Origin of the sequence: Streptomyces sp. NPDC052020 (genome assembly GCF_040680575.1) — a bacterium.
Taxonomy (GTDB): domain Bacteria; phylum Actinomycetota; class Actinomycetes; order Streptomycetales; family Streptomycetaceae; genus Streptomyces.
Genome location: NZ_JBFAWY010000010.1, coordinates 141,979 through 163,868, shown reverse-complemented (window position 1 = coordinate 163,868; position 21,890 = coordinate 141,979). Strand labels below are relative to the sequence as shown.

Here is a 21,890-nt window from a genome sequence, read left to right as displayed (position 1 = left end):
CGCCAGCCTCCCCAACCGTCTTCAAGGGCCGAAGTCTGCCACTAAAACACTCCGAGCAGTACTCGCCCGGTTACGGAGACGGAAACGAGCGGGGCGCTCGGGCGCGAAAAGGCCGGGCGCGGCGGGGGTGGTGCGAGAGGACGAGGCGGCGGACGCGACGGGAAAGCGGCGGTGAAAGGGCCCGGAAAGGGCGGGGAGGCGTCCGGAACGCGTCAAAGTGGGAGCGGAGAGGCCGCGGGGATGGTGGAAAAATTGACCAACAAGCGGTGCGGGAGGGTCCATTTCGGTCACGTGCACGTGCATCTGCCCTTGCATCTGGTCTGCGCATCCGAAACCATGGTCCCCGCACCACCGCCGCATCGCTACGACCGCGAATTCCGGGAGTGCCTCGCATGGGGACGAATGGATCGACCATGCTCGAGCCGTTAAGGCAGGGCCTTCCGCCACTGGACCCCGCGGCCGTCGACAACGCCGCCTCCTGCGCGCTCCCCGCCCATTACGAAGCGGTGGGCGAGGCCCGGCGGTTCACCCGCCGAACGCTCGACCAGTGGGAGCTGGGCGACCGCTTCGAGGATGTGTGCCTGGTCGTCTCGGAGCTGGTCACCAACGCCCTGCGGCACGCCCTGCCGGCCGACGGCCCGGGAACGGGGGACCCGGAGCCGCCGGTACGGCTGCACCTGATGCGCTGGGCCGACCGGCTGGTGTGCGCGGTCCGCGACCGCAGCCACGAGGGCCCGGTCGCCCGGGAGGCCGACGACTTCTCCGCGGAATCCGGCCGGGGGCTCTTCCTCGTCGGCTCCTTCAGCGACAGCTGGGGCTGGCACCCGCTCGCCGGCCCGCTGGAGGGCAAGGTCGTCTGGGCGCTGTTCCGGCTGAAGCCACCCGGCGCGTGACCCGCCGCGGCGCTCGCGCGCGCCGTGGCTCTACGCGCGTCGCCGTGCGCGACGCACTCGCTACCGCAGGTTACCGGAGCCCCTCGCGGCGGACGGCGCGCCGGGACGCGGCACACGCGGCCGGCGCGACGCGAGCGACGCGGCCGCGGGTGCGCTCAGCCCGCGACCAGATGGTCGAACTCGCCGTCCTTGACCCCCAGCAGCATCGCCTCGATCTCGGCGCGGGTGTAGACGAGCGCGGGCCCGTCGGGAAAGCGGGAGTTGCGCACGGCGACATCGCCGCCGGGCAGGCGCGCGAACTCCACGCAGGATCCCTGGGAGTTGCTGTGCCGGCTCTTCTGCCAGGCCACGCCGTGCAGTTCCGTGGCCGCCATGCCGTTGTACACGGCGGACGCGCGGGCACCGTCGTACGCCTCACCGTCGTACACGTCACCGTCGTACACGTCGTGGTCCACAGGTCGCTCCCCGGTGGTGCACTGGCTGGTGTGGCCATCGATGCAGTGGTCAACTGTTCCGGATCATAGCTCGCTTTCACGTGCATCTGCATGAGCAAATGCACGTGCACGCGGTGTGCTCCTGCGATTACAGCCGTGACGGCCGCTCTGCGGAAAACCTCGACCTCTAGGACGCCGGTCGCGGCGGACTCGTTCCTGCTATGCCCGCAATTTCTGTGAATATGCAACAACATGAGGGGCCCGCTCGGCGAAGCGGGCCCCTCGTGTCGCGCACCGCGACCGCGGTGGCGGGTGGTGCGACCGTGCCGGTCAGCGGGCGGCGTAGGGCAGCAGCGCCATCTCCCGGGCGTTCTTGACCGCCCGGGCGAGCTGCCGCTGCTGCTGGGCCGTCACGCGGGTGACGCGGCGGCTGCGGATCTTGCCGCGGTCGGAGATGAACTTCCGCAGCAGATCGGTGTCCTTGTAGTCGATATACGTGATCCCGGCCTGCTCCAGCGGGTTGGGGCGGCTCTTGGCGGGCTTGCGGTCCTTCGTTCGGGGCATGGGCGGTCAGACCTCCAGGAGGGTGTCGAAGGCGGGCGGCAGCCGCTTCCAGGCGTCGCGCCCGGCGGCGTACTCGGCGTCGGTCAGCAGACAGGACTCCAGCAGCCGCTCCAGCCCGTCCCGGTCGAGGCCGGGCGAGGTGAAGACCAGGTGCTGGCAGCGGTCGCCGTGCTCGGGGTGCCAGTCCAGCGCGGCGGCGGCGCGGCGCACCGGCGGGACCATCTCCCAGGCCGCGTCGGGCAGGGCGGCCAGCCACGGACCGGCGCTCTCCACGCACAGGGCACCGCCGGCCGCGTCCCAGTGCAGCAGGGTGTCCGGCTTGTCGGCGAGCCAGAACCGGCCCCGGCTGCGGGCGGCGGCGCAGGTCAGGTCCTCCAGCGCGGCGTACAGCCGCTCCGGGTGGAAGGGGCGGCGCCGGCGCCAGACGAAGGTGGCGACGCCGTGCGCGTCGGCCTCGGCGGGCAGCAGCGCGCAGGCCGGGTGCTGGGCGGCCGCGGCGGCCTCCACGTCGAAGCCGGCGAGGGCGGCCTCGGCCAGGGGGGACGCCGGGGCCGGGGAGGCGCCCGCCGGGTCGCCGTGGCCGATCGGGACCCGGCGGGCCGTCGGATGGAGCTGGGCCAGCAGCTCGCGGTCCTCGTCGTCGGCCTCCGGGGAGTCCGCCACGGCCAGGACGGGGGCGTACTCCAGCTGCCGCGCGAAGGTGTCGGCGACCGTGCGCTGGTCGGTGGCCGCGGCGGCCAGCCCGCCCTCGGCGAGGTCGTCGCCGTTGCCCAGGTACGGCAGGACCAGCGCCGGGTCGACGGCGGTGAGCACGCCGGTGACGGTGAAACCGCCGGCCGTCACCACCTCCGCCATCGCCTTGGGCTCGACGGAGTCCCACAGTTCGACGATCGCCAGCGGGGTGCCGCCCGCCTCCGCCAGCCGCGCGAGCTCCGGAACCAGGTCCTCGCGCAGCGCGCAGCAGGCGCAGTCGTTCACGAGCGGCGCCTCGCCGGCGGACCGGACGCCCGCGGCGTCCCGCACCGTCCGTACGACGGTGCCCGCGGCGGCGGTCGCCAGGTCGTGGTGGAGGACGACGCTGCCGGGCACGTCGGCGAGCAGCCGTGCCACGGCCGCCCGGCGGGCGTCGGCGTGCAGCCCGCCGACGATCACCACCGGCAGACTCATGCCCCGCCCCGCTTCCCGTACCGGCGCTCGAAGCGTTCCACGCGTCCGGCGGTGTCCAGGACGCGGGCGGTGCCGGTGTAGAAGGGGTGGCTGACGTTGGAGATCTCGACGTCGACGACCGGGTAGGTGTTGCCGTCCTCCCACTCGATCGTCTTGTCGCTCGTCATGGTGGACCGGGTGAGGAAGGCGTGGTTCGCGGCACGGTCACGGAAGACGACGGGACCGTAGGCGGGGTGGATTGCCTTGCGCACGGCGGGCTCAGCGCTCCTCTCGGAAGTCGACGTGGCGGCCGGCGACCGGGTCGTACTTGCGCAGGGTCAGGCGGTCCGGGTCGTTGCGGCGGTTCTTGCGGGTCACGTAGGTGAAGCCGGTCCCGGCGGTGGACCGGAGCTTGATGACCGGACGGAGTTCGTTGCGTGCCATGCTGCTATCTTACTGAAAATGAATTCCATTAACGCAAGCGCCTGAAGAGAGGTACGTCACCCGTGTCCGCCCACTGCATGCTGACCGGGGCCCAGCCGGGCTTCGGCAACCGCGTCTCCCACTCCCACCGGCGCACCTCCCGCCGCTTCGACCCCAACATCCAGACCAAGCGCTACTGGCTGCCGAGCGAGGGCCGGTACGTACGGCTGCGGCTGAGCGCCAGGGGGATCAAGGCCGTCGACACGATCGGCGTCGAGGCGGCCGTGGCCCGCATCCGCGCCCGGGGGGTGAAGGTCTGATGGCCAAGAAGAGCAAGATCGCGAAGAACGAGAAGCGGCAGGAGACCGTCGCCCGGTACGCTGCCCGCCGGGCCGAGCTGAAGGAGATCATCCGGCGCCCGTCCTCCACGGAGGCCGAACGGCTCGCCGCCCAGCGCGAACTGCGCCGCCAGCCCCGGGACGCCAGCGCCACCCGCGTACGCAACCGCGACCAGACCGACGGGCGGCCCCGTGGCTACCTCCGCGCCTTCGGGCTGTCCCGGGTCAGCCTGCGGGAGCAGGCGCACGCCGGGTATCTGCCGGGGGTCCGCAAGGCTTCCTGGTAGCGGGGGTCCCGGCGGCGGACGTCCCGGCAGCCCGGGAATGCCGGGGCCTCCGGGACGGGGATGGGCCGTCGGCGGGCTCCGGCGCGACCGCGGGCGGACGGGACCGCCGGCTCCGTCACCGGGACGACGCCGAAGGCGACCCGGGAGGGCGGCGCCGGGCCGCAGACGTACGCCAAGGCCGAAGGCGGTAAGTTCCCGAGCGGGTTGCCGACGTCCGGGCTCGGCTCCTGACGGCCGCCGTGGCGCCGTCTGTCCGCCCCCATCGCACCAGAGGACACGCATGCGCGCCTCCGCTCCGATCGCCGCCGCCTTCGCCTTCGCCGCGGCCCTCGCCCTGACCGCCTGCGACGACGGTGGCGGCGGTGACTCCGGCACCGGCGACCGGGGGGCCGGCCGCGGCGGTGCCGCCTGCCGGATGGACGGGGTTGCCGTGGACGCCGTCGCGAGCCCCGCACCGGCCGCCGGGGACACGGGCACCGTCTCCTTCACCGTCACCAACCGAGGTGCCGCCTGCACGCTGGACGGCCTCCCCGCCGTCACCCTGACGGCCGGCGGCACCCCGGTGGAGGTGCCCGCCGACGCCGCCGCACCGCGGCAGCGGCTGACGCTCGCCGAGGACACGGCGGTCTCCTTCACCGTCACCTACGTGCGCGGCGAGGCGGGCGGCGGGCGCGGCCTGGCCGTGCGGACGGCACGAGTCGCCCTGCCGGGCGCCGCCGACACGCGCGACTTCCCCTGGACGTACGGAGACGTCTCGCTGAAGGACGGCGGGGACGGGGTGCCGGACGCCACGGTGGGACCGTTCCAGCAGGCGGGTGACTGACGCCCGCCCCTTTTGAGGACTTGGCCTGCGGGCCCCGGATCTAGGGCAGCGGGGGCCGCGACCGGAGACGGGCGCGGTCGGCCGCGCGGGTGCCCTCCGTCCAGCCCGCCGCGTCGCTCACCCCGCGCAGCCGGGTCGTGGTCGTCTCCGGGAACATCCGCTCCAGACGGTCGGTGACGGCGGCCTCGCGGGAGGCCAGGGCCGGGAGCAGGTCGGCGGCCGGACCGGCGGGCCCCGACGCCTGTTCACCGGCGGCCGCCTTGACGGCGGCCTGTCCGGCGGCCCGCAGGCGGGTCCCGGCGCGGTGGGCGTAGGCCGCGAGGAACGACTGACGGAAGGACTTGGTCCGTTTCCGGCCGCCCGCGCGCTGGCCCGCCTCCGCCCTGGTCATCGCCGCCTCGGCCTGGACGAGGAGTGAGGTGTAGAGGAGTTCGACGGCCTCCAGGTCCGCCTCGAAGCCGACGACGGTGGAGAAGCCGAGGGGCTCGTTCCACACGGCCCGGCAGTGGTTCGCGTCGGCGACGGCGTCCAGCAGCACCGCCTTGGCCTGCTCGTACGGTGGTTCGACCCCGATCCGGCAGGCGCCCGGGGTGTCCGGTGCCGCGGCCCGGGCCGACAGCAGCGCGGCGTCGATGCTGTACCGGGCCATCAGCTCCTGCGCCTTGGCGCTGAGGGCCTCGGCCTCCTCCGGGTACGCGGTCGCCTCCGCCTTGGCGAGCAGGGCGCGGATCCGCCCGAGGGTCCGGGACTCGGGGCGCGCGTCGCGCGTACCCGCGGATGCGGCGGGGGCGGACGCGTCGAGGGGTTCGAGGTCGGGCAGGCGCAGCAGCAGCCGGTAGAGCTCCAGCACGGCGGTGGCGTGCGAGAAGCGGTCGGTGCGGGGCGGGGCCCCGGCGGGCAGCGCGTCGAGCTGCGCGGCCCAGCGGCGCCCGCGCGGGCGGTCGTGCGGAGCCTGCGCCCGGATCAGCGCGGCGGCCAGGCGCACGTGTACGTCGTCCAGCTCGCGCCGCACGATCCGTACGACGTCGGCGGGCTGCCAGCCGCGCCGCCAGGCCGTGGCCACGAACTCCCGCCCCCGGCCGTCCAGTTCGGCGTCCGCGTCCGGGTCGGCCGCGAGCAGGGAGGCGGCGGTGTCGAGGGTGGCGTCGGTGGTGTCGTACAGGGCGGTGCGCAGGGCGCGGTCGACGGTACTGGGCGTGCTCACCCGGCGATGGTGTCACGGCACCGGGGGCACCTCGCTCCCGGAACCGGGGCACGGCCGCGCGACGGGAGGCCCGGCACACGACTCTCGACTGTCAACCAAGGGTTGACGACAGAAGGGTGTCAACCTACGGTTGACACATGGCGAAGAACACGACCATCAAGTCGTCCGTGCGTCTCGACGACCTCATCGAAGCGATCAAGAAGGTCCACGCCGAGCCCTTGGAGCAGCTCCAGGACGCGGTGATCGCCGGGGAGCACCTCGGCGAGGTGGCCGACCACCTGATCGGCCACTTCGTGGACCAGGCCCGGCGCTCGGGCGCCTCCTGGACGGACATCGGCAAGAGCATGGGCGTGACCCGGCAGGCGGCGCAGAAGCGCTTCGTGCCGAAGGAGTCCGCGGACCTCGACGAGAGCCAGGGCTTCAGCCGGTTCACGCCCCGCGCGCGCAACGCCGTGGTCGCCGCCCACAACGCGGCCAAGGCCGCGGGCGGCACCGAGGGGGCGCCCGAGCACCTCGTCCTCGGACTGCTCGCCGAGCCCGAGGGCCTCGCCGCGAAGGCGATCGCCGCGCAGGGCGTGCCCCTGGAGACGGTCCGCGAGGCCGCGACGGCGGCGCTCCCGCCGGCCGCCGCGGACGTACCGGAGCTGATTCCGTACGGCCCGGCGGCCAAGAAGGTCCTGGAACTCACCTTCCGCGAGGCCCTCCGCCTCGGCCACAACTACGTCGGCACCGAGCATCTGCTGCTCGCCCTGCTGGAGCACGAGAACGGCGAGGGCGTTCTGAGCGGGCTCGGCATCGGCAAGGCGAAGACCGAGGAGTACGTCACCGAGGTCCTGGCGGAGTTCCTGGAGACGTCCGAGCAGGAGTCGTAGGGCGACGTCCGCGCGGGTGACACAGGCGGGCACCCGAGCGGGAGTCGCGGCCCGGCGCCGCCTCCGGTCCCGGCGGCGGGGCGGGCGGCCGCCGCGGGCCGTTGTCAGACCCGCCTGCCACACTCGCGGCATGGCCGACCGGTGGGCGCTCGCGGTGGCCGAGGGGGGCGGCGTGGAGGTCGCGCCCCTCGGCCCCGACGGGCTGCCCGCCGGGCCGGTGCGGCGGGAGGCCGACCTCGCCGGGGCCGTGCGGAGCCGCCCGGACGTCACGCGGTGGGTGTGGCGGTCCACCGCCGAGGTCTATCCGTCTCTGCTCGCCGCGGGGGTGCGGGTGGAGCGGTGCTACGACATCGAGGACGCCGAGACGCTCCTGCTCGGCCACGAGGGCCGGTACGGCGAACCCCGGTCGGCCGCCGCCGCCCTGGCCCGGCTGCGCGGCGGCCCCGTACCGCCCGATCCGCCCCAGCGGTCCGCCGAGCCGGGCGCGCAGTCCTCGCTCTTCGAGCCGCGGGGCGTCCGTCTGCCGCTGGCCGACCTGCTCGCCGTCTACGCCGAGCAGCAGCGGCGGCACGACCGCGCCGCGCACCCCGACCGAATGCGGCTGCTGACGGCGGCCGAGTCGGCGGGGATGCTGGTGGCCGCCGAGATGAACCGCGCGGGCCTGCCGTGGCGGGCCGACGTGCACCGCGAGGTGTTGCACGGCCTGCTCGGCGAGCGGTACGCGGGCGGGGGCGAGCCGCGCCGCCTGGCCGAGCTGGCGGAGGAGGTGTCCGCGGCGTTCGGGCACCGGGTGCGGCCCGACCTGCCGGCCGACGTGGTCAGGGCGTTCGCCCGGGCCGGCATCAAGGTCAGGTCGACCCGGCGGTGGGAGATCGAGTCCGTCGACCACCCGGCCGTGCAGCCGCTGCTGGAGTACAAGAGGCTCTACCGGATCTGGGTGGCGCACGGCTGGTCCTGGCTCCAGGACTGGGTGCGCGAGGGGCGCTTCCGCCCCGAGTTCCTGGCCGGCGGGACGGTCACCGGGCGCTGGGTGACCAACGGCGGGGGCGCGCTCCAGATCCCCAAGGTGATCCGGCGGGCCGTCGTCGCCGACCCGGGCTGGCGGCTGGTGGTCGCCGACGCCGACCAGATGGAGCCGCGCGTGCTGGCGGCGGTCTCCCGCGACCCGGGGCTGATGGAGGTGGCCGGCCGGGAGACCGACCTCTACCAGGCGGTGTCCGACCGCGCCTTCTCCGGCGACCGCGCCCAGGCCAAGCTGGCGGTGCTCGGCGCGGTCTACGGCCAGACCTCCGGTGACGGACTGAAGAACCTGGCCGCGCTCAGACGCCGCTTCCCGAAGGCGGTGGCGTACGTCGACGAGGCCGCCCGCGCCGGTGAGGAGGGACGCCTGGTGCGGACCTGGCTCGGGCGGACCTGCCCGCCGGCGGCCCGGCCGGAGGACGACGAGGCCGGGGAGGCCGGCATCCCGCTCGCCGGGGCGGAGTCCGACGAGCGGGCGTGGGTGCCCGGCTACGCCTCCACCGACGCGCGCGCCCGGGGCCGCTTCGCCCGCAACTTCGTCGTCCAGGGCAGCGCCGCCGACTGGGCCCTGCTGCTCCTCGCCGCGCTGCGGCGCGCCTGCGCGGACCTGGCGGCCGAGCTGGTGTTCTTCCAGCACGACGAGGTGATCGTGCACTGCCCGCGGGAGGAGGCGGACGCGGTCGTGGCGGCGATACGGGAGGCGGCGGACCTCGCCGGGCGGCTGACGTTCGGGGACACCCCGGTGCGGTTCCCGTTCACGACGGCGGTGGTGGAGTGCTATGCCGACGCCAAGTGATCAGGTCGTCTCCGGCCCGTCGCGCAGGAGCTCCCTCAGCTCCCCCACGACCGCCGCCGCGTCCGTCCCGTCCAGCGCGGCGAGGGCCGACCGCCACTGCTCGTACGCCTCGGCCGCGCGCCCCCGCTCCCGCAGCAGGAACCCGAGCTGGTGGCGGGCGAGACCCTCGGTGTGGCGGTCGGCGCGGGCCTCGGCGCGGCGCAGCAGCTCCGCGCAGGCGCGGTCCGCGTGGTCCTTTCGGTCCAGCCGGCGCAGGGCGCGGACCAGACCGAGGCGGGAGCGGGACTCGCCGTGCCAGTCGCCGTGGGCGCCGAGGATGTACAGGCTCCGCCAGAAGTGCGCCGCGGCCGCCGCCGGCTGGCCGAGCGCGAGGTGGGCGTAGCCGATGCCGCAGTGGGCGGTGTGCCGCACGATCACGTTGCCGGTCGCGTCGCCGAGGGCGAGTGAGCGGCGGTGCTGCTCGATCGCCGCACGCGGGTCGGTGTGCTGGTAGAGGTCGCCGAGACGGCCGCGGGCGACGGCCTCGCCGTACGGGTCGTCGAGCCGCCGTGCGCGGGCCAGGCTCCGGCGCAGGGCCCGCTCCGCCTCGGCGTACCGGCCGAGCCCTGCCAGCAGCAAACCGCGGTCGCCCAGGCACCGGTGGACCCGGACGGCCCTGCCGAGCCGCCGCCAGATCCCCAGCGCCTCGCCGTTCAGGGCCAGGGCGTCGGTGTGCCGTCCGGTCAGGAAGCGCAGGCCCGCGAGGTCGCCCAGCGCGTACGCCTCGGCGGCCTCGTCGCCCAGGCGCCGCGCCGCGCCCAGCGCGGCCCGCCCCAGCACCTCCATCTCGGCGATCCGGCCGCCGCGCCGGAGGCAGGGGAAGAGCAGCCGGGCGAGGACGGAGATCCAGGCGGCGTGGCGGTCGGCGCCGTCGGCGGCCCTCGCCGGCCCGGTCTCCCCGGCGCACCGCTCGGCCAGCACCACCACGTTGCCCAGTTCCCCGTCCCACCAGGCCAGGGCCGCCGCGGCCGAGGCGAACGGGGGGACGGTGGCGACCTGGGCGGTGTGCTCGGGCGGCTGCGCCGCGGTCGGGCGACGGCGGTCGTCCAGGTCGGGTCCGGGGCCGAGGAGGACGGTGAGGGTGCGCTCGGCCACGGCGGCGTACCAGCGCAGGGCGGTCTCGGTGGCGTCCGTGCCGTCGTCGGGCCCGGCGAGTTCGCGGGCGAAGGCGCGGACCAGATCGTGGGGCGCGTAGCGGCCGTACGCGGTCTCCTCCAGCAGCGCCACGTCGACCAGCCGGTCCAGGGCGGCCTCGGCACGGCGCTCGTCGGTGCCGGTGAGGCGGGCCAGCAGCGGGGCGCCGTACGCGGGCAGGTGGAGGGCTCCGATGCGGCGCAGCACCCGGGCCGCGTCCCGGTCGGGCTCGCGGTCGGAGGCGGTGAGCGCGTCGTGCGCGACGGCGAGGGACGCGCGCACGCTCAGATCGTCGTACTCCAGGTGGTTCAGCCTGCCTTCGGCGTCCGCCAGCCGGCCGGCCAGCACGTCCGGGGTCAGGGCGCTGCGGGCGGCGAGCCGGGCGGCCACGGCGCGCAGCGCCAGCGGAAGGCGGCCGGTCAGCTCGACGAGAGGATGGTCGGCGGTGAGGCCGCCGGGGCCGCCGCCCGCTCCTCGGCCGCCCCCGTCCCGGTGACCGTGACCGCTTCCCTCCCGGTGTCCGGGGTCCGCCTCCCGGCCGCCGCGCCGGGAGACCGCGCGCAGCAGGGCCGCGCTCTCCTCCCCGGACAGGGGCGCCAGCGGGAAGCGGTGGGCTCCGTCGAGGGCGGTGAGCGGCGACCGGCTGGTGACGATCACCGCGCAGCACGGGCCCGCCGGGAGCAGCGGCCGTACCTGCGCGGCGTTCGCGGCGTCGTCCAGGACCAGGAGCGTACGGGTCGGCGCGAGCAGGGAGCGCAGCAACGCCGCGGCGGCGTGCGGGTGTTCGGGGATGCCGCCCGGCTCGGCTCCGAGATCACGGAGCAGTGCGGTGAGGGCCTGCCCGGCGGTCAGCGGGGTCATGCCCGGGGTCGCGCCCTGGAGGTCGATGTACAACTGGCCGTCGGGGAAACGCTCCTTCACCGCGTGGGCGGCCTGCACGGCCAGCGCGCTCTTGCCCACACCGGCCATGCCGCTGACGACGGCGACAGCCGGACGCGCGCCGGGAACGAGAGCACGGCGCAGACCGTCGAGCACGTCCGCGCGGCCCGTGAAGTGGGCGGGCGGCGGGGGGAGCTGGGCGGGTCGCGGCCGGTGCGGGCAGGGCCGGTGCCGGTGGCCCCCGGGGCCGTCACCGGGGGCGGCGTCCCGCGACTGGGAGGACGCGGAGGGAATGGGCGCCGCGGGTGCCACGGGCGGCGGGGGCGTCGCGGGAGGCACGCGGGTCACGGAGGGCGCGGGCGGCGCCGACGCCACACGGGACGCCTCGGGTACCCGGCCGGCGGCTCCCCGCAACACCTCCACGTGCGCCTTCCGCACCGCCGGTCCGGGCTCGATGCCGAGTTCCTCGACGAGGCGGGCCCGCAGATCGCGGTGGACGGCCAGCGCCTCGGCCTGGCGGCCGGTGCGGTGCAGGGCCAGCATGAGCTGCCGCTGGTACGCCTCCCGCAGCGGATGCTCGGCGACCAGCGCGGTCAGCTCCGGTACGGCGTCCGCGAGGAGCGCGCCGCCGAGGGCCAGCGCGGCGTCGTACCGCCGTTCCAGGAGCAGCAGCCGGGCCTCCTCCAGGCGTTGCGCGAACGCGAATCCGCCCACCTCGGCCGGCAGCCCGGCGAGCGGCGCCCCCCGCCACAGCGCCAGCGCGGCCGTACTGGCGCGCAGGACCCGATCCCACGCCCGAGCGGCGTGCGCGGACCGTACCTCGGCGGCACCGGCCTCGAAGACATGGACGTCCAACTCGCCCTCGCCGACCCGCAGCGCGTACCCGGACGGCACCGTGCGCAGTCTCCCGGGATCGTCGAGCAGCCGCCGCAGCCGGGCCACGTGGTTGTGCAGCGACGCCCGCGCCGACGGGGGCGGGGCACCGCCCCACAGCGCCTCCTTGAGGGACTCGGCGGTCACGGTCCGGCCCGCCTCGAGCAGCAGCGCGGCCAGCAGCACACGCAGTTTGGGGCTCCCGACGGCCCGGACGCGGGGAGCGGGGCCGGTGACATCACCGGCCGCGGCCCCCGGCGCCGGGCCCCCGCGCCACGCGTCCGCGCCGTCCGGCGGGCCGTCGTACAGGACCGGCGGCCCCAGCAGCCCGAACCGCAGCCCGCACCGCTTCACACCGCCCACTGCCTTTCCGCACGCCGTCGCCGGAGCGCTTGGGGACGAAGCCCCCCGCTCCCGGCGGTATTCCGCCACCTTCCTCACCGACGGCCCGGCGCGGCCCGGGGTCCGCTACCGTACGGCCGTCTTCCGTCACCGCTCGTCCGCGTCCGCCCCAACAAGTGGCGAAGCGGAGGAGTGTTGGCCACATGTTAGCCATCCGTTGGCAAGTCCTGATGGGATCACTACATCGGATCTGGCCCGGGGGTGCGCGCGTAGACGCGTTGCTCGGGGGAGTGTCGCCGCCGCGGCCGGATCCGGCGCCGTGCGGGGGCCCCGGTCGTCAGAGGTGAACGACCGGGGCCCTCGCCCATGCCGCCACCGCGCCCGCCGCCGGGCGGACGACCGGGTGCACGCGAACGACGGACCGCGCGCACGGCCGGCGGCCGCGGGGACGGCGGACGATCCGGGGACCGCGACGGACGACGGCCGGGGTCAGATGACGGGCGGCCGGCCCAGCCGGGTGAGCCGCCACACCGTCCGCCAGCGCATGGGCCGCCGCTCCCCCGCGGGCTGCCGGACGCCTTCCGCGAACCCGCCGAACCAGGCGCGCAGCCCGGCGCGCGACCGGTTCCGTACGAGGGTCAGCAGCAGCCACACCCCCAGGTGCACGGGCACGAGCGGCAGCGGCAGCCGGCGGCGGGCCAGCCAGACCCGGTTGCGGGCGTTGACCCGGAAGTAGACGGCGTGCCGGGCCGGCGAGGTCTTCGGGTGCCGCAGCAGCAGCTCGGGCGCGTACAGGATCCGCCACCCCGCGTCGGCGGCGCGCCAGGCCAGGTCGGTCTCCTCATGGGCGAAGAAGAACTCGGCCGGCCAGTCGCCCACCTCGTCGAGCATCGCCATCCGCAGCGCGTGCCCGCCGCCGAGGAACCCGGTGACGTAACCGCCCCGCATCGGGTCCGCCGAGCCGACCCGGGGCACGTGCCGCTGCTGCGTCTGCCCGTGCTCGTCGGCGATCCGGAATCCGACGATGCCGAGCCGGTCGTCGGCGGCGAACAGATCCCGCACGCGGCGCAGGACGTCGGCGCCGACGAGCAGCCCGTCGTCGTCCAGTTCCACGACCACGTCGGTGTCGCCGTACTCCCGAAGCCGCGCCAGGGCCACGTTCCGCCCGCCGGGACAGCCGAGGTTCTCGTCGACCTCGATGGTGGTGACCTGCCCGGGCAGCGAGAGCCGCCGGGCGAACTCGGGCAGCGGACAGCCGTTGCCGACGATCACGATCCGCGCGGGCGGCACGTCCTGCGCGGCCACCGACTCCAGCAGGGCGTCCACTTCGGCGGGCCGGTTCCCCATGGTCACCACGGCCACCGCGATCCCCGGCGCCCCCATGCCCTCACCTCTCCCTGCCGGAAACAGCGCTCGCGCGATGCCGCGGTCTCGTTTGACCCTAGCCGTTCACGGCGGGGCTCCGCGGAGGACGCGCGCCGTTGACCGGAAACCCCGACAAGTCCTACGAGACCGGACGGGATCGCACCGCCGGGAACTGGGACGGACGGATCCGAGTCTTTACCTATGACCTGTCGACGAGGCGGAGAGCCATTGATGGATGCCATGAGCGTCACGCTGGGTGAAGAAATCATGCTGCTGTCGCTGGACGACGCGTCCGGCGAGGCGAAGGACCGGCTGTCCGCGGGCTGGGGAGTGGCGAGCGGCACGCTCCTCGAACTGGTCCTGGCCGGCCGTGTCACGGTCGAGGACGGCCTCCTGGAAGTCGCGGACCCTTCCCCGACCGGCACCCCCCTGCTGGACGAACGGCTTGAGAAGATCGTCGAATGGGCCGGTCCCTCCCCTCGCGCGGGTGGGGGCAAGACGAGGCGCAAGGCACAGGACTGGCTGACGAAGGACCAGGTAAAGGCCGTGGAGGCGACGGTCCGGAGCCTTCTCGACCGCGGCCTGGTGCGCGAGGAGAAGCACCGGGTCCTGGGACTGTTCCCGGTGCGGCGTTACCCGGAGGCGGACGGAGCGGTGGAACGGGAGCTGCGTGAGCGGCTCACGGCGGTCGTGCTGGAGGGCGAGCGGCCGGACGACCGCACCACGGGTCTGGTGGCGCTGCTGGACGCGGCCGAGCTGCACCGGATCGCCTTCCCGGGCCTGTCACGCAAGGAGCTCGCGGAACGGGTGAAGCCGCGGATGGCGGAGATCGCCGAAGGGCACCGGGTAGGCGACAGCCTCCGGGAGGCGATCCGGTCCATGCGGACGGTGATGATGGTGGTCGCGTCCACCACGGCGGCCACCACCACGATCGCGGCGACGGGCTGACCCGGATACGGCCCCGCCCGCGCCGGGACTCAGATCCAGCCGCGCTGCTGCGCCAGATGAGCGGCGGCGTGGCGGTTCTCCACCCCGAGTTTCGAGGTCGCGGACGACAGATAGTTGCGTACCGTCCCGGGGGCAAGGGCCGCCCGTTCGGCGATCTCCTCGATCGGGGCGCCGTCGGCGGCGAGGGAGAGGATGTCGGCCTCGCGGGAGCTCAGCGGGGACTCGCCGGCGCTGATGGCCTCCGCCGCCAGGATGGGGTCGATGTAACGGTGGCCGGCGTGCACGGTGCGGATGATGGTGGCGAGTTCCTGCGCCGAGACGGTCTTGGCCACGAAGCCCTTGACGCCGTGGGCGAGCGCGCGTTTGAGGTGACCGGGCAGTCCGTGGCTGGTGACGATCAGCGACTTGCAGTCCGGCAGGTCACGGGCGAGTTCCCGGACCACCGCGATTCCGTCCTTCTCCGGCATCTGGAGGTCGAGGACGGCGACATCGGGCTTGTGGTGGAGTGCCATGGCGACGGCCTCGTTTCCGGTGGCGGCCTCGGCGACGACGTCCAGGTCGTCTTCGAAGGCGAGCAGAGCGGCGAGGGCACCGCGGATGAGGTGCTCGTCGTCGGCGAGCAGGACACGGATCATCGGTGGGCTCCCTTGGGTATGCGCACGCTCAGACGGTAGGTGTTCCTGGCGCGGGGGCCGTGCCGGAGGGTCCCGCCGAGCGGGGCCAGGCGCTCGACGAGGCCGGCCAGTCCGCTGCCGCTGCCCTCGGAGGCCGGCTGGCCGATGCCGTCGTTGGTGATGGTCAGCTCGGTGGCGCCGTCGTCGGCGCGGGCCAGGCGGATGGCGCAGTGGCTCGCGTGGGAGTGGCGCAGCACGTTGGTGACGCCTTCGCGGACCACCCAGGCGAGCGCGGTCTGGATCTCCTCGCTCAGGGCGGAGTCGTCGTCGCCGTGGATCCGGCAGGTGATCCCCGCCGCCTCCAGGACCGAGCGGGCGCCCTGGAGTTCGGTGGACAGGTCCGCCGTGCGGTACCCCTTGATGACGTCCCTGATCTCCTTGTGCAGTCCGCGGGTGAGGCTCTGCACCTCCGCGAGCTCCGCCCGGGCCGTCGCGTTCTGCGCCAGGCGCTCGGCGAGTTCGGCCTTGAGGGCGACCACCGAGAGAGTGCGGCCGATCACGTCGTGGAGGTCGCGGGCGAAGCGCAGGCGTTCCTCGGCGACGACGAGGCGGGCCTGCACCTCCCGGGCGGCGTTGAGCTGCCACAGCACGGCCAGGAACCACAGCGAGGAGCGCATGAGCGCCCCGATGACCAGCCAGGTGATGGCGGTGAGGAGCAGCGCGGCGGGCGCGGCGTCGCGTTCGAGCGAGAGGACGACGGCGCCGCACGCCGCGGTCTCGGCGAGGGCTGCCCCCGCGTAGGGCGCGGAACGGAGCACCGGCGCGAGGGCGAAGGCCGGCGGGATGGCCACCACGATCGAGGCGATGACCAGGATGCGGGTGCCGTCGAACCCTCCGGTGCGGTACGCCTGGGAGAACAGGACCAGTTCGACGAGGGTCAGCACGGACACGGCGGCCACGAGCGCCCTGGGCCGGGCGGCCCGGCCGACGGTACAGGCGACGGCCGTCGTGGCGCCGATGCCCTGGAGAGCGGAGAGAACCGCGGTCCACCAGCCGACGGCGGCGGGCGTCCGGGTGGCATCGAAATGACTGAGCAGCGGCCACAGCAGGGAGGCGAGCAGCAGCCACGGCATGGAGCACAGCATCCAGCGCGTCTGCTGCGTCGCCCTGTCGACGTCCGTCCGGTACTGCGCCGTCTCCGACACGGCCACTCCCCGTACTCCCTCGGTGCGAACGCGCTGTGCCGAGCCGTGCGTCGCCGTCCGCCCGGTCGGGGCCGTCAGACACGCGGTTCCCAGCGGAACCGGCGCAGCGCCCCCCATGCGGCGACGGTGGTCCAGGCGAGCAGCGTCAGGATCCTGGCCAATGAGTCAATCACCCCGGCGTCCTGACCGGTCCAGCCGGTCCGCACCAGTTCGATGACCGGGGTCAGCGGGAAGAAGCGCAGCACGTCGCCGAGGGCGTCGGGCAGCACCTCCAGCGGGATGAGGGTGCCGGAGGTGAGCAGCAGGAGCAGGAAGCCGATGGTGCTGACGCCCTGGGCGCTCTCCGCGGTCCGGGCGGCGGCGGTGCTGACGGCCGCCGCGGCCGTGGTGAGCAGCGTTCCGAGCACGATGCCGAGGACGACCAGATGGGGGGCGGCGGGGATGCCGAGCCCCGCGATCACCGACACGGCGGTGGCGATCAGGGCGAACTGGAAGACGGCGGCCAGGGCCATGGGGACGGCCGGCCCCGCGAGGACGATCAGGTCCTCGACCTCACCGGTGCGCAGCCGTTTGAGGACGTGTTCCTCGCGGCGCAGCACATAGACGCCGATGAGGGGCGCGTACAGGGCCATGATCAGGACGATGCCCGCCGTGGTGGAGATCATCACCTGGCCCAGGGCGAGACCGGCGTCGCCGAGCTCGAACCGTTCCATGATCGTGGTGGACCCCATGACGATCAGGACCGGGACGACCAGGACGTTGAAGAGATTGCTCTTGCTGCGCAGGAAGAGAGTGAGTTCGGCCCTGGAGAGCGCGGTGAGATGGGCCGCCCGGGTGCTCATACGGTCTCCTCCGCGTGCTGGGCCGCCGGCTCCGCGGTCCGCCGTGCCGCCGACATCCCCGACGGGTCCGGTGCCCGCGACGGGCCCGAGGTCCGCTCCGTACCTTCGGCCTGGCCTTCGTCGTGGCCTTCGTCCGGACTCTCGTCCTGCTCCCTGGCGATCCGCAGGAACGCCTCCTCCAGGGAGGCGGAACTGGCGTCGAGCTGGTGCAGGGTCGCCCCCCGGGAGCGGGCCCAGACGAGGACTTCGGTGGTGGTGTGCTGGAGGTCCCTGGTGGACAGCTCGACCCGGCCGCCGGCGGTGACCCGCAGGCCGGCCCGCAGTTCGGCGGCGGGCGGCAGGTCGTGCGGGGTCAGGCCGGGCGGGAGCCGGAATCGGAGGGTGGAGGGATAGGCGTCGACGATTTCCGAGACGGTTCCGCTGGCGGCGATCCGCCCCCGATGCATGATCGCCAGCCGGTCGGCGAGCTGCTCGGCCTCTTCGAGGTAGTGCGTGGTGAGCAGGATCGTGGTGCCCTCGGACCGCAGTGACTTGATGATCTCCCAGGTGTCGTGCCGGCCCTCCGGGTCCATGCCGGTGGTGGGCTCGTCCAGGAAGAGCAGATCCGGCCGGCCGAGGGTGGCCAGGGCGAGGTCGAGGCGCCGCTTCTCGCCTCCGGAGAGGTTCTTGACCGCGACGTCCTTGCGCCCGGACAGGCCCACCATGGACACGGCCTCGTCGAGCGGCCTGGGTTCCGTGGTGCACGAGGCCCACATGCGGACGGTTTCCGCCACGGTCAGGTCGGCGGGGAAGCCGCCGTGCTGGAGCATCACGCCGGTGCGGGTGCGCACCCGTTTGCGGTCCCGTACGGGGTCGAGTCCGCCGAAGAGCCGAATGGTGCCCCTGGCGGGGCTGGCGAGCCCTTCGATGAGCTCCACCGTGGAGGTCTTGCCGGCTCCGTTGGTCCCCAGCAGCGCGAACAACTGCCCCTCACCCACGGTCAGTTGGACGCCCCGCACCGCATCGAAACCGCGCGGCCCGGGGGGTCCGTACCGGCGCCATACGTCTGTGACCTCAATCACATTCGACTGAATTCCGGCTGTCATGGAAGACATCGTCGCCGAACACGAAGCCCCGCGGTGATGAGAACTGTCATGGGTTCTCATGACAGATGTCATGGCGGACCATGACATCTGTCATTCCACGGAATATGATCGTCCAATTTTCAGTGTGATGCAGGTCATATATCGGATGCTGAGATGGTGTTACATCCTTCCTGCACGCCGCCCGAGATCACATCGGAATGACCGACCGATGGCAGAGCAGACCGGACAGCGCCACAGGGGGACGGGGATTTCCATGCCTGAAACGGCTTCTTGTGCTGCGATGACCGTCCATTTGGCACGGTCGGCACGCCGGACCGGACGCATGGTCCACGACGGGGGAAAGCGGACGACCCCTCATCGTCACCGCCCTGTCGCAGGACCGGCCGCGCCCGTTCCCGGCTCGCTGATCATCAGGCACGGCGGCAGCACGACCGCTCCGCATTTCCGCGCGGAATGCCGGGGGCGGCTGTTCAACCACGGAAAACCACGGAAAAACCAGTCACGGAAGAGGAATGTCATGACCGAGATCGTCTCGTTCGTCAACAGCCTGGACCTCGGCCCGATCGAGGCCGCCGACGCCCACACCGACCAGCTCCCGGTCCTCGCCACCCCGGCGGCCGCCCTCGCCGCCATCGGCGGCGCCAAGGCCGTGGGCGCCTTCGTGGGCGGCGCGACCCTGGTCGGCGGCGCCTACGCCCTGGGCCGCGCGGTGGGCTGACCCACGGCACCAGCCGCACACCCTCATACATCCCCGGGACGCGTCCGATCCCGGAATGCGAAAGGACCTGGACGTGAACGACGTCATTCGCGCCGTCAATGAAATGGAACTCCCCGAGGAAGGTGTCATCTTCCCCGAGGCCAGCCCCGTGCTGGCTACGCCCGGCGCCTTCCTGGGCGGCGTGGCGATCTCCTCCGCCATCATCGGCGCGTACGAGCTCGGCCGCCAGGCCGGCTGATGCTCTCCGCCCCTGACGGCTGAGGCATGAAGGGGCAGATTCATCACGTCTGCCGGGCCAGAGGTGCGTTCTGGCCCGGCAGACCCTTGATGAGCCTAGCTCTCTGTCCGGAGCGCTGTGAAAGAGACGCCTATGAAATTCGCCAGAAGGATCGCCTCCGCGGTGTTCGGGCCGGCTCCGGTGAGCCGGGACCGCGCCCTGGGCATGTCGGAACGGCTCGCCGCCGTCACCAGTCTGACGTCGTCCCTCGAATACCTCTCACAGCGCAGACAGATGCGTAAGGGAGGGCTCAACGACTGGGACATCGTCAAAGACGTCCAGGCGGAATCGACCCCGCTGGTCCGCAGGCTGCTGAACACCGTCAGCGGCCCCGGGACCACGACCGCCCTGCACATCGCCCGCGCCGCCGTGGCCGCGGGCATGCTGCTCCCCGGCGATTCCCGCCTGCGCGGCGCCGGAAGCCTTTTCCTGGGGGCCACCTCGGCCCTGCTCTACCCCCGCCACCGCTACGGCACCGACGGCTCCGACCAGGTGGCGATACTGGTGCAGACCGCCACCGGCGCGGCACGGCTGGTGCCGTCCCCCCAGGCCAAGGACGCCCTGCTGTGGTACGTCGCCCTCCAGGCCAATCTCTCGTATCTGATCTCGGGCTGGGTCAAGCTCCTCGGTGAGCCGTGGCGCGACGCCTCCGCCCTCGGCGGAGTGATGCGCACCAGGACCTACGGCCACGAGGGCATGTACCGGTGGACCCAGGAGCATCCCAAGGCGGCCCGGCTGCTCACCCACGGGGTGCTGGCGCTGGAATGCCTCTTCCCGCTGGCCTACGCGCGCGGCGGGCTGCTGGCCCGCCCGTTCATCGCGAGCGCCGCCGCCTTCCACCTGGCCAACGGCTACTTCATGGGCCTCGGCCGGTTCGTGACGGCCTTCACCTCGATGCATCCGACGGTCGCCTACACCTCGGCGCCCAGGAGCCACCCCGCCGTCGCGGGGCGCGACGACCGCGCCCTGCCCACGGCGCTGGCACTGCTCGCGGCCATGGTGGCGGCCGGCGCCGGCACTGCCGTCCAGCGGCGGCTGCGCACCACCGAGGGCTGGCACACCTCACGCTTCCTGACGACCCGCCATGGCAACGAGCTCCAGTACGAGGTGCTGTCCAACGGCGACGGCGAGCGGCCGGTCATGGTGTTCGCCGCGGGCATGGTGTCCACCAGCGAGCACTTCGCCTGGATCACCGAACGGCTGGCCAAGGAGACCGAGTACGGGGTCGTCACGTACGCCCGCGCCGGATACGCCGGAAGCCGCTACCGCAGCGGCGCCCCGTTCCGGCTGTCGGAATCCGTCGACGACCTCGTCGACCTGGTGAACGGTGCCGTCGCCGCGCACCGCGAGGTGATCCTCGTCGGCCACTCGCTGGGCGGGGAGATCGCCCGGCGGGCCGCCCTTCGCCTGGGCGACCGCGTCCACGGCGTCGTCTACCTCGACTCCTCCCACCCCGGCGAGCTCAACCGCTCCACGCAGCAGAGCGACACCGCCGAGAAGCTGCGCGGCTCGCTCACCCAGATGGCCTGGTTCCTGCGCCTGGGCACGGGCGTCCTCATGGCTCGTCCCGAGTGGGTCGAGGCGCTGCCCGTCGCGTACCGCAAGAAGGCCTTCGCCCAGTACGCCGACGTACGGATGTGGGAGGCCGGGCGCCGCGAATGGGACGCCGTGGAGGCCGACTTCCGGTCCTTCTCCGGTGAACTGGAGCGGATCGAGGGCGCGCACGGCCTGGTCGTCTCCGCGCAGCAGACGGTCGACCGCGACCCCGAGCAGCTGCTGATGCACAAGGAACTGGCCGACGCCCACCAGGGCGGCCGGACCGCCACCGTGGTCATCGAGGGCGCGGGCCACGACACCGTGCTCACCCAGAGCCGCTTCGCCCACCAGGTCGCCGACCGCGTCATCGCGTTCTTCGACGGCCTCCCCGGCGCCGGTACCGCCCACGGCCGGGGCGCCCCGGCCGCCGGCTCCGCGGCCGGCCCGGCCGCCGGTCCCTCCGCCGGGAAGGAGGCGGCATGACCACCACCCCGCGGGGACCGCGCGCCGTCGCGAGGCACCTGCTGACGGGCGAAGGCGCCGCCTGGCGGCTCGCCGGAGCCGCGATGCTGCTCGGCACCCTCGCCACCCAGCACCCCCACCCGATGTTCAACCGGCTCCAGCTGAAGGACACCTTCTCGGTACTGCCGAACTGGCGGTTCTTCGCGCCGACGCCGGCCATGCACGACTACCACTTCGTCTACCGCACACTCGGCGCGGACGGCACCACCTCGCCGTGGCAGGGCGTCGACGTGATCGAAGGGCGCAAGCCCTGGCAGATCGTCTGGTTCCCGACCCGCCGCCCCGAGAAGGCCGTCTTCGACATCTGCAGCGAGATCCTGCACGTCATCGACAAGGGCTTCGCGGTGGTCACCCGCACCTCCGCGTACCGCACGCTCACCGAGCATCTGCGCGTCACCATCAACAGCCGGGGCGACGCGGCCCGGACCGTCAAGGGATTCCAGTTCGCGCTGGTCCGGGCCACGGGGTACGACAAGGGCCCTGATCCCGAGATGGTCTTCGTCTCCCCGTACACCCCTCTCGACCCGCACGCGCCGGCCGTTCCGGCGGCAGGCGCCAAGACCGAAGCGAGGACCTGACCATGGCCGCCTATTTCGTCATCGCCATCGGAGTCGCGATCGCCGGGGCCATCGCCTACGGCGTGCTCAGGCGGCGGTAGCCGTCCGCGGACCGCCCGAAGCCGTCAACCCCCGCCGCCTCCGGCAGGAGCCC

The 21,890-nt window shown here is 73.7% G+C and carries 23 protein-coding genes; 11 read left to right on the top strand and 12 right to left on the bottom strand.

Features of this window, described 5'->3' with window-relative positions:
* Positions 1 to 413: 413 nt before the first annotated feature.
* Positions 414 to 893: an ATP-binding protein gene (locus tag AB0L74_RS13375; RefSeq protein ID WP_365649882.1), complete on the top strand. Its 480-nt coding sequence runs from the start codon at positions 414 to 416 to the stop codon at positions 891 to 893.
* A gap of 155 nt (positions 894 to 1,048) precedes the next feature.
* Here AB0L74_RS13375 and AB0L74_RS13370 read toward each other — a convergent pair whose 3' ends face one another.
* From AB0L74_RS13370 to rpmG, 5 genes are all read right to left on the bottom strand, one after another.
* The gene (locus tag AB0L74_RS13370; RefSeq protein ID WP_107071191.1) at positions 1,049 to 1,267 is read right to left on the bottom strand and encodes a DUF397 domain-containing protein; all 219 of its coding nucleotides are present in this window, start codon (positions 1,265 to 1,267) and stop codon (positions 1,049 to 1,051) included.
* A 390-nt stretch (positions 1,268 to 1,657) separates the two neighbouring features.
* Positions 1,658 to 1,891 carry a 30S ribosomal protein S18 gene (rpsR, locus tag AB0L74_RS13365; RefSeq protein WP_365649879.1) on the bottom strand — a complete coding sequence of 78 codons (234 nt, stop codon included), beginning with the start codon at positions 1,889 to 1,891 and terminating at the stop codon, positions 1,658 to 1,660.
* Positions 1,892 to 1,897: 6 nt separating this feature from the next.
* On the bottom strand, positions 1,898 to 3,058 hold the full coding sequence (locus AB0L74_RS13360; protein ID WP_365649876.1) for a GTP-binding protein: 1,161 nt from the start codon (positions 3,056 to 3,058) through the stop codon (positions 1,898 to 1,900).
* On the bottom strand, positions 3,055 to 3,309 hold the full coding sequence (locus tag AB0L74_RS13355; protein WP_365649873.1) for a type B 50S ribosomal protein L31: 255 nt from the start codon (positions 3,307 to 3,309) through the stop codon (positions 3,055 to 3,057). The genes AB0L74_RS13360 and AB0L74_RS13355 overlap by 4 nt, the downstream gene beginning before the upstream one ends.
* A 7-nt stretch (positions 3,310 to 3,316) precedes the next feature.
* Entirely contained in the window at positions 3,317 to 3,481 is a 165-nt protein-coding gene (rpmG, locus tag AB0L74_RS13350; protein WP_044382365.1) for a 50S ribosomal protein L33, read from the bottom strand.
* A gap of 62 nt (positions 3,482 to 3,543) precedes the next feature.
* Between rpmG and rpmB the strand changes: the two genes are divergently transcribed.
* From rpmB to AB0L74_RS13335, 3 genes are all read left to right on the top strand, one after another.
* Positions 3,544 to 3,780, top strand: coding sequence for a 50S ribosomal protein L28 (gene rpmB, locus AB0L74_RS13345; RefSeq protein WP_365649870.1), 237 nt, complete (start codon positions 3,544 to 3,546; stop codon positions 3,778 to 3,780).
* Positions 3,780 to 4,085, top strand: coding sequence for a 30S ribosomal protein S14 (gene rpsN / locus AB0L74_RS13340; protein ID WP_365649867.1), 306 nt, complete (start codon positions 3,780 to 3,782; stop codon positions 4,083 to 4,085). The genes rpmB and rpsN overlap by 1 nt, the downstream gene beginning before the upstream one ends.
* A 280-nt stretch (positions 4,086 to 4,365) precedes the next feature.
* Positions 4,366 to 4,908, top strand: a complete 543-nt coding sequence (locus AB0L74_RS13335) for a DUF4232 domain-containing protein (protein ID WP_365649864.1) — start codon at positions 4,366 to 4,368, stop codon at positions 4,906 to 4,908.
* Positions 4,909 to 4,948: 40 nt separating this feature from the next.
* On the opposite strand, the gene AB0L74_RS13330 is transcribed toward AB0L74_RS13335, so the two are convergent.
* A complete protein-coding gene (locus AB0L74_RS13330; RefSeq protein WP_365649861.1) occupies positions 4,949 to 6,112 on the bottom strand; it encodes a DUF2786 domain-containing protein in 1,164 nt (387 codons plus the stop codon).
* 137 nt (positions 6,113 to 6,249) lie between these two features.
* Here AB0L74_RS13330 and AB0L74_RS13325 point away from each other — a divergent pair, with 137 nt between their 5' ends.
* Entirely contained in the window at positions 6,250 to 6,984 is a 735-nt protein-coding gene (locus tag AB0L74_RS13325; protein WP_365649858.1) for a Clp protease N-terminal domain-containing protein, read from the top strand.
* Between the two features lie 130 nt (positions 6,985 to 7,114).
* Positions 7,115 to 8,800 carry a bifunctional 3'-5' exonuclease/DNA polymerase gene (locus tag AB0L74_RS13320; RefSeq protein WP_365649856.1) on the top strand — a complete coding sequence of 562 codons (1,686 nt, stop codon included), beginning with the start codon at positions 7,115 to 7,117 and terminating at the stop codon, positions 8,798 to 8,800.
* On the opposite strand, the gene AB0L74_RS13315 is transcribed toward AB0L74_RS13320, so the two are convergent.
* Together AB0L74_RS13315 and AB0L74_RS13310 are read right to left on the bottom strand one after the other, a co-directional pair.
* Positions 8,801 to 12,079 (bottom strand): BTAD domain-containing putative transcriptional regulator, encoded by a 3,279-nt coding sequence (locus AB0L74_RS13315; RefSeq protein WP_365650071.1) that lies wholly within the window; start codon positions 12,077 to 12,079, stop codon positions 8,801 to 8,803.
* A 477-nt stretch (positions 12,080 to 12,556) separates the two neighbouring features.
* Positions 12,557 to 13,450, bottom strand: a complete 894-nt coding sequence (locus AB0L74_RS13310) for a glycosyltransferase (RefSeq protein WP_365649854.1) — start codon at positions 13,448 to 13,450, stop codon at positions 12,557 to 12,559.
* 222 nt (positions 13,451 to 13,672) lie between these two features.
* Between AB0L74_RS13310 and AB0L74_RS13305 the strand changes: the two genes are divergently transcribed.
* Positions 13,673 to 14,380, top strand: a complete 708-nt coding sequence (locus AB0L74_RS13305) for a GPP34 family phosphoprotein (protein ID WP_365649851.1) — start codon at positions 13,673 to 13,675, stop codon at positions 14,378 to 14,380.
* 29 nt (positions 14,381 to 14,409) lie between these two features.
* Here AB0L74_RS13305 and AB0L74_RS13300 read toward each other — a convergent pair whose 3' ends face one another.
* The 4 genes from AB0L74_RS13300 to AB0L74_RS13285 form a co-directional block, all read right to left on the bottom strand.
* The gene (locus AB0L74_RS13300; RefSeq protein ID WP_365649848.1) at positions 14,410 to 15,015 is read right to left on the bottom strand and encodes a response regulator transcription factor; all 606 of its coding nucleotides are present in this window, start codon (positions 15,013 to 15,015) and stop codon (positions 14,410 to 14,412) included.
* The gene (locus AB0L74_RS13295; RefSeq protein WP_365649845.1) at positions 15,012 to 16,199 is read right to left on the bottom strand and encodes a histidine kinase; all 1,188 of its coding nucleotides are present in this window, start codon (positions 16,197 to 16,199) and stop codon (positions 15,012 to 15,014) included. Before AB0L74_RS13295 ends, AB0L74_RS13300 begins: the two co-directional genes overlap by 4 nt.
* A 74-nt stretch (positions 16,200 to 16,273) precedes the next feature.
* Positions 16,274 to 17,041, bottom strand: coding sequence for an ABC transporter permease (locus tag AB0L74_RS13290; RefSeq protein WP_365649842.1), 768 nt, complete (start codon positions 17,039 to 17,041; stop codon positions 16,274 to 16,276).
* A complete protein-coding gene (locus tag AB0L74_RS13285) occupies positions 17,038 to 18,135 on the bottom strand; it encodes an ABC transporter ATP-binding protein (protein WP_365649839.1) in 1,098 nt (365 codons plus the stop codon). The genes AB0L74_RS13290 and AB0L74_RS13285 overlap by 4 nt, the downstream gene beginning before the upstream one ends.
* A gap of 508 nt (positions 18,136 to 18,643) precedes the next feature.
* On the opposite strand from AB0L74_RS13285, the gene AB0L74_RS13280 reads away from it, so the two are divergent.
* From AB0L74_RS13280 to AB0L74_RS13265, 4 genes are all read left to right on the top strand, one after another.
* Positions 18,644 to 18,844, top strand: coding sequence for a hypothetical protein (locus tag AB0L74_RS13280; protein WP_365649836.1), 201 nt, complete (start codon positions 18,644 to 18,646; stop codon positions 18,842 to 18,844).
* 73 nt (positions 18,845 to 18,917) lie between these two features.
* A complete protein-coding gene (locus AB0L74_RS13275) occupies positions 18,918 to 19,082 on the top strand; it encodes a hypothetical protein (RefSeq protein WP_365649834.1) in 165 nt (54 codons plus the stop codon).
* Between the two features lie 132 nt (positions 19,083 to 19,214).
* The gene (locus AB0L74_RS13270; protein WP_365649831.1) at positions 19,215 to 21,140 is read left to right on the top strand and encodes an alpha/beta fold hydrolase; all 1,926 of its coding nucleotides are present in this window, start codon (positions 19,215 to 19,217) and stop codon (positions 21,138 to 21,140) included.
* Positions 21,137 to 21,757, top strand: a complete 621-nt coding sequence (locus AB0L74_RS13265) for a hypothetical protein (RefSeq protein WP_365649828.1) — start codon at positions 21,137 to 21,139, stop codon at positions 21,755 to 21,757. Before AB0L74_RS13270 ends, AB0L74_RS13265 begins: the two co-directional genes overlap by 4 nt.
* Positions 21,758 to 21,890: the final 133 nt, after the last annotated feature.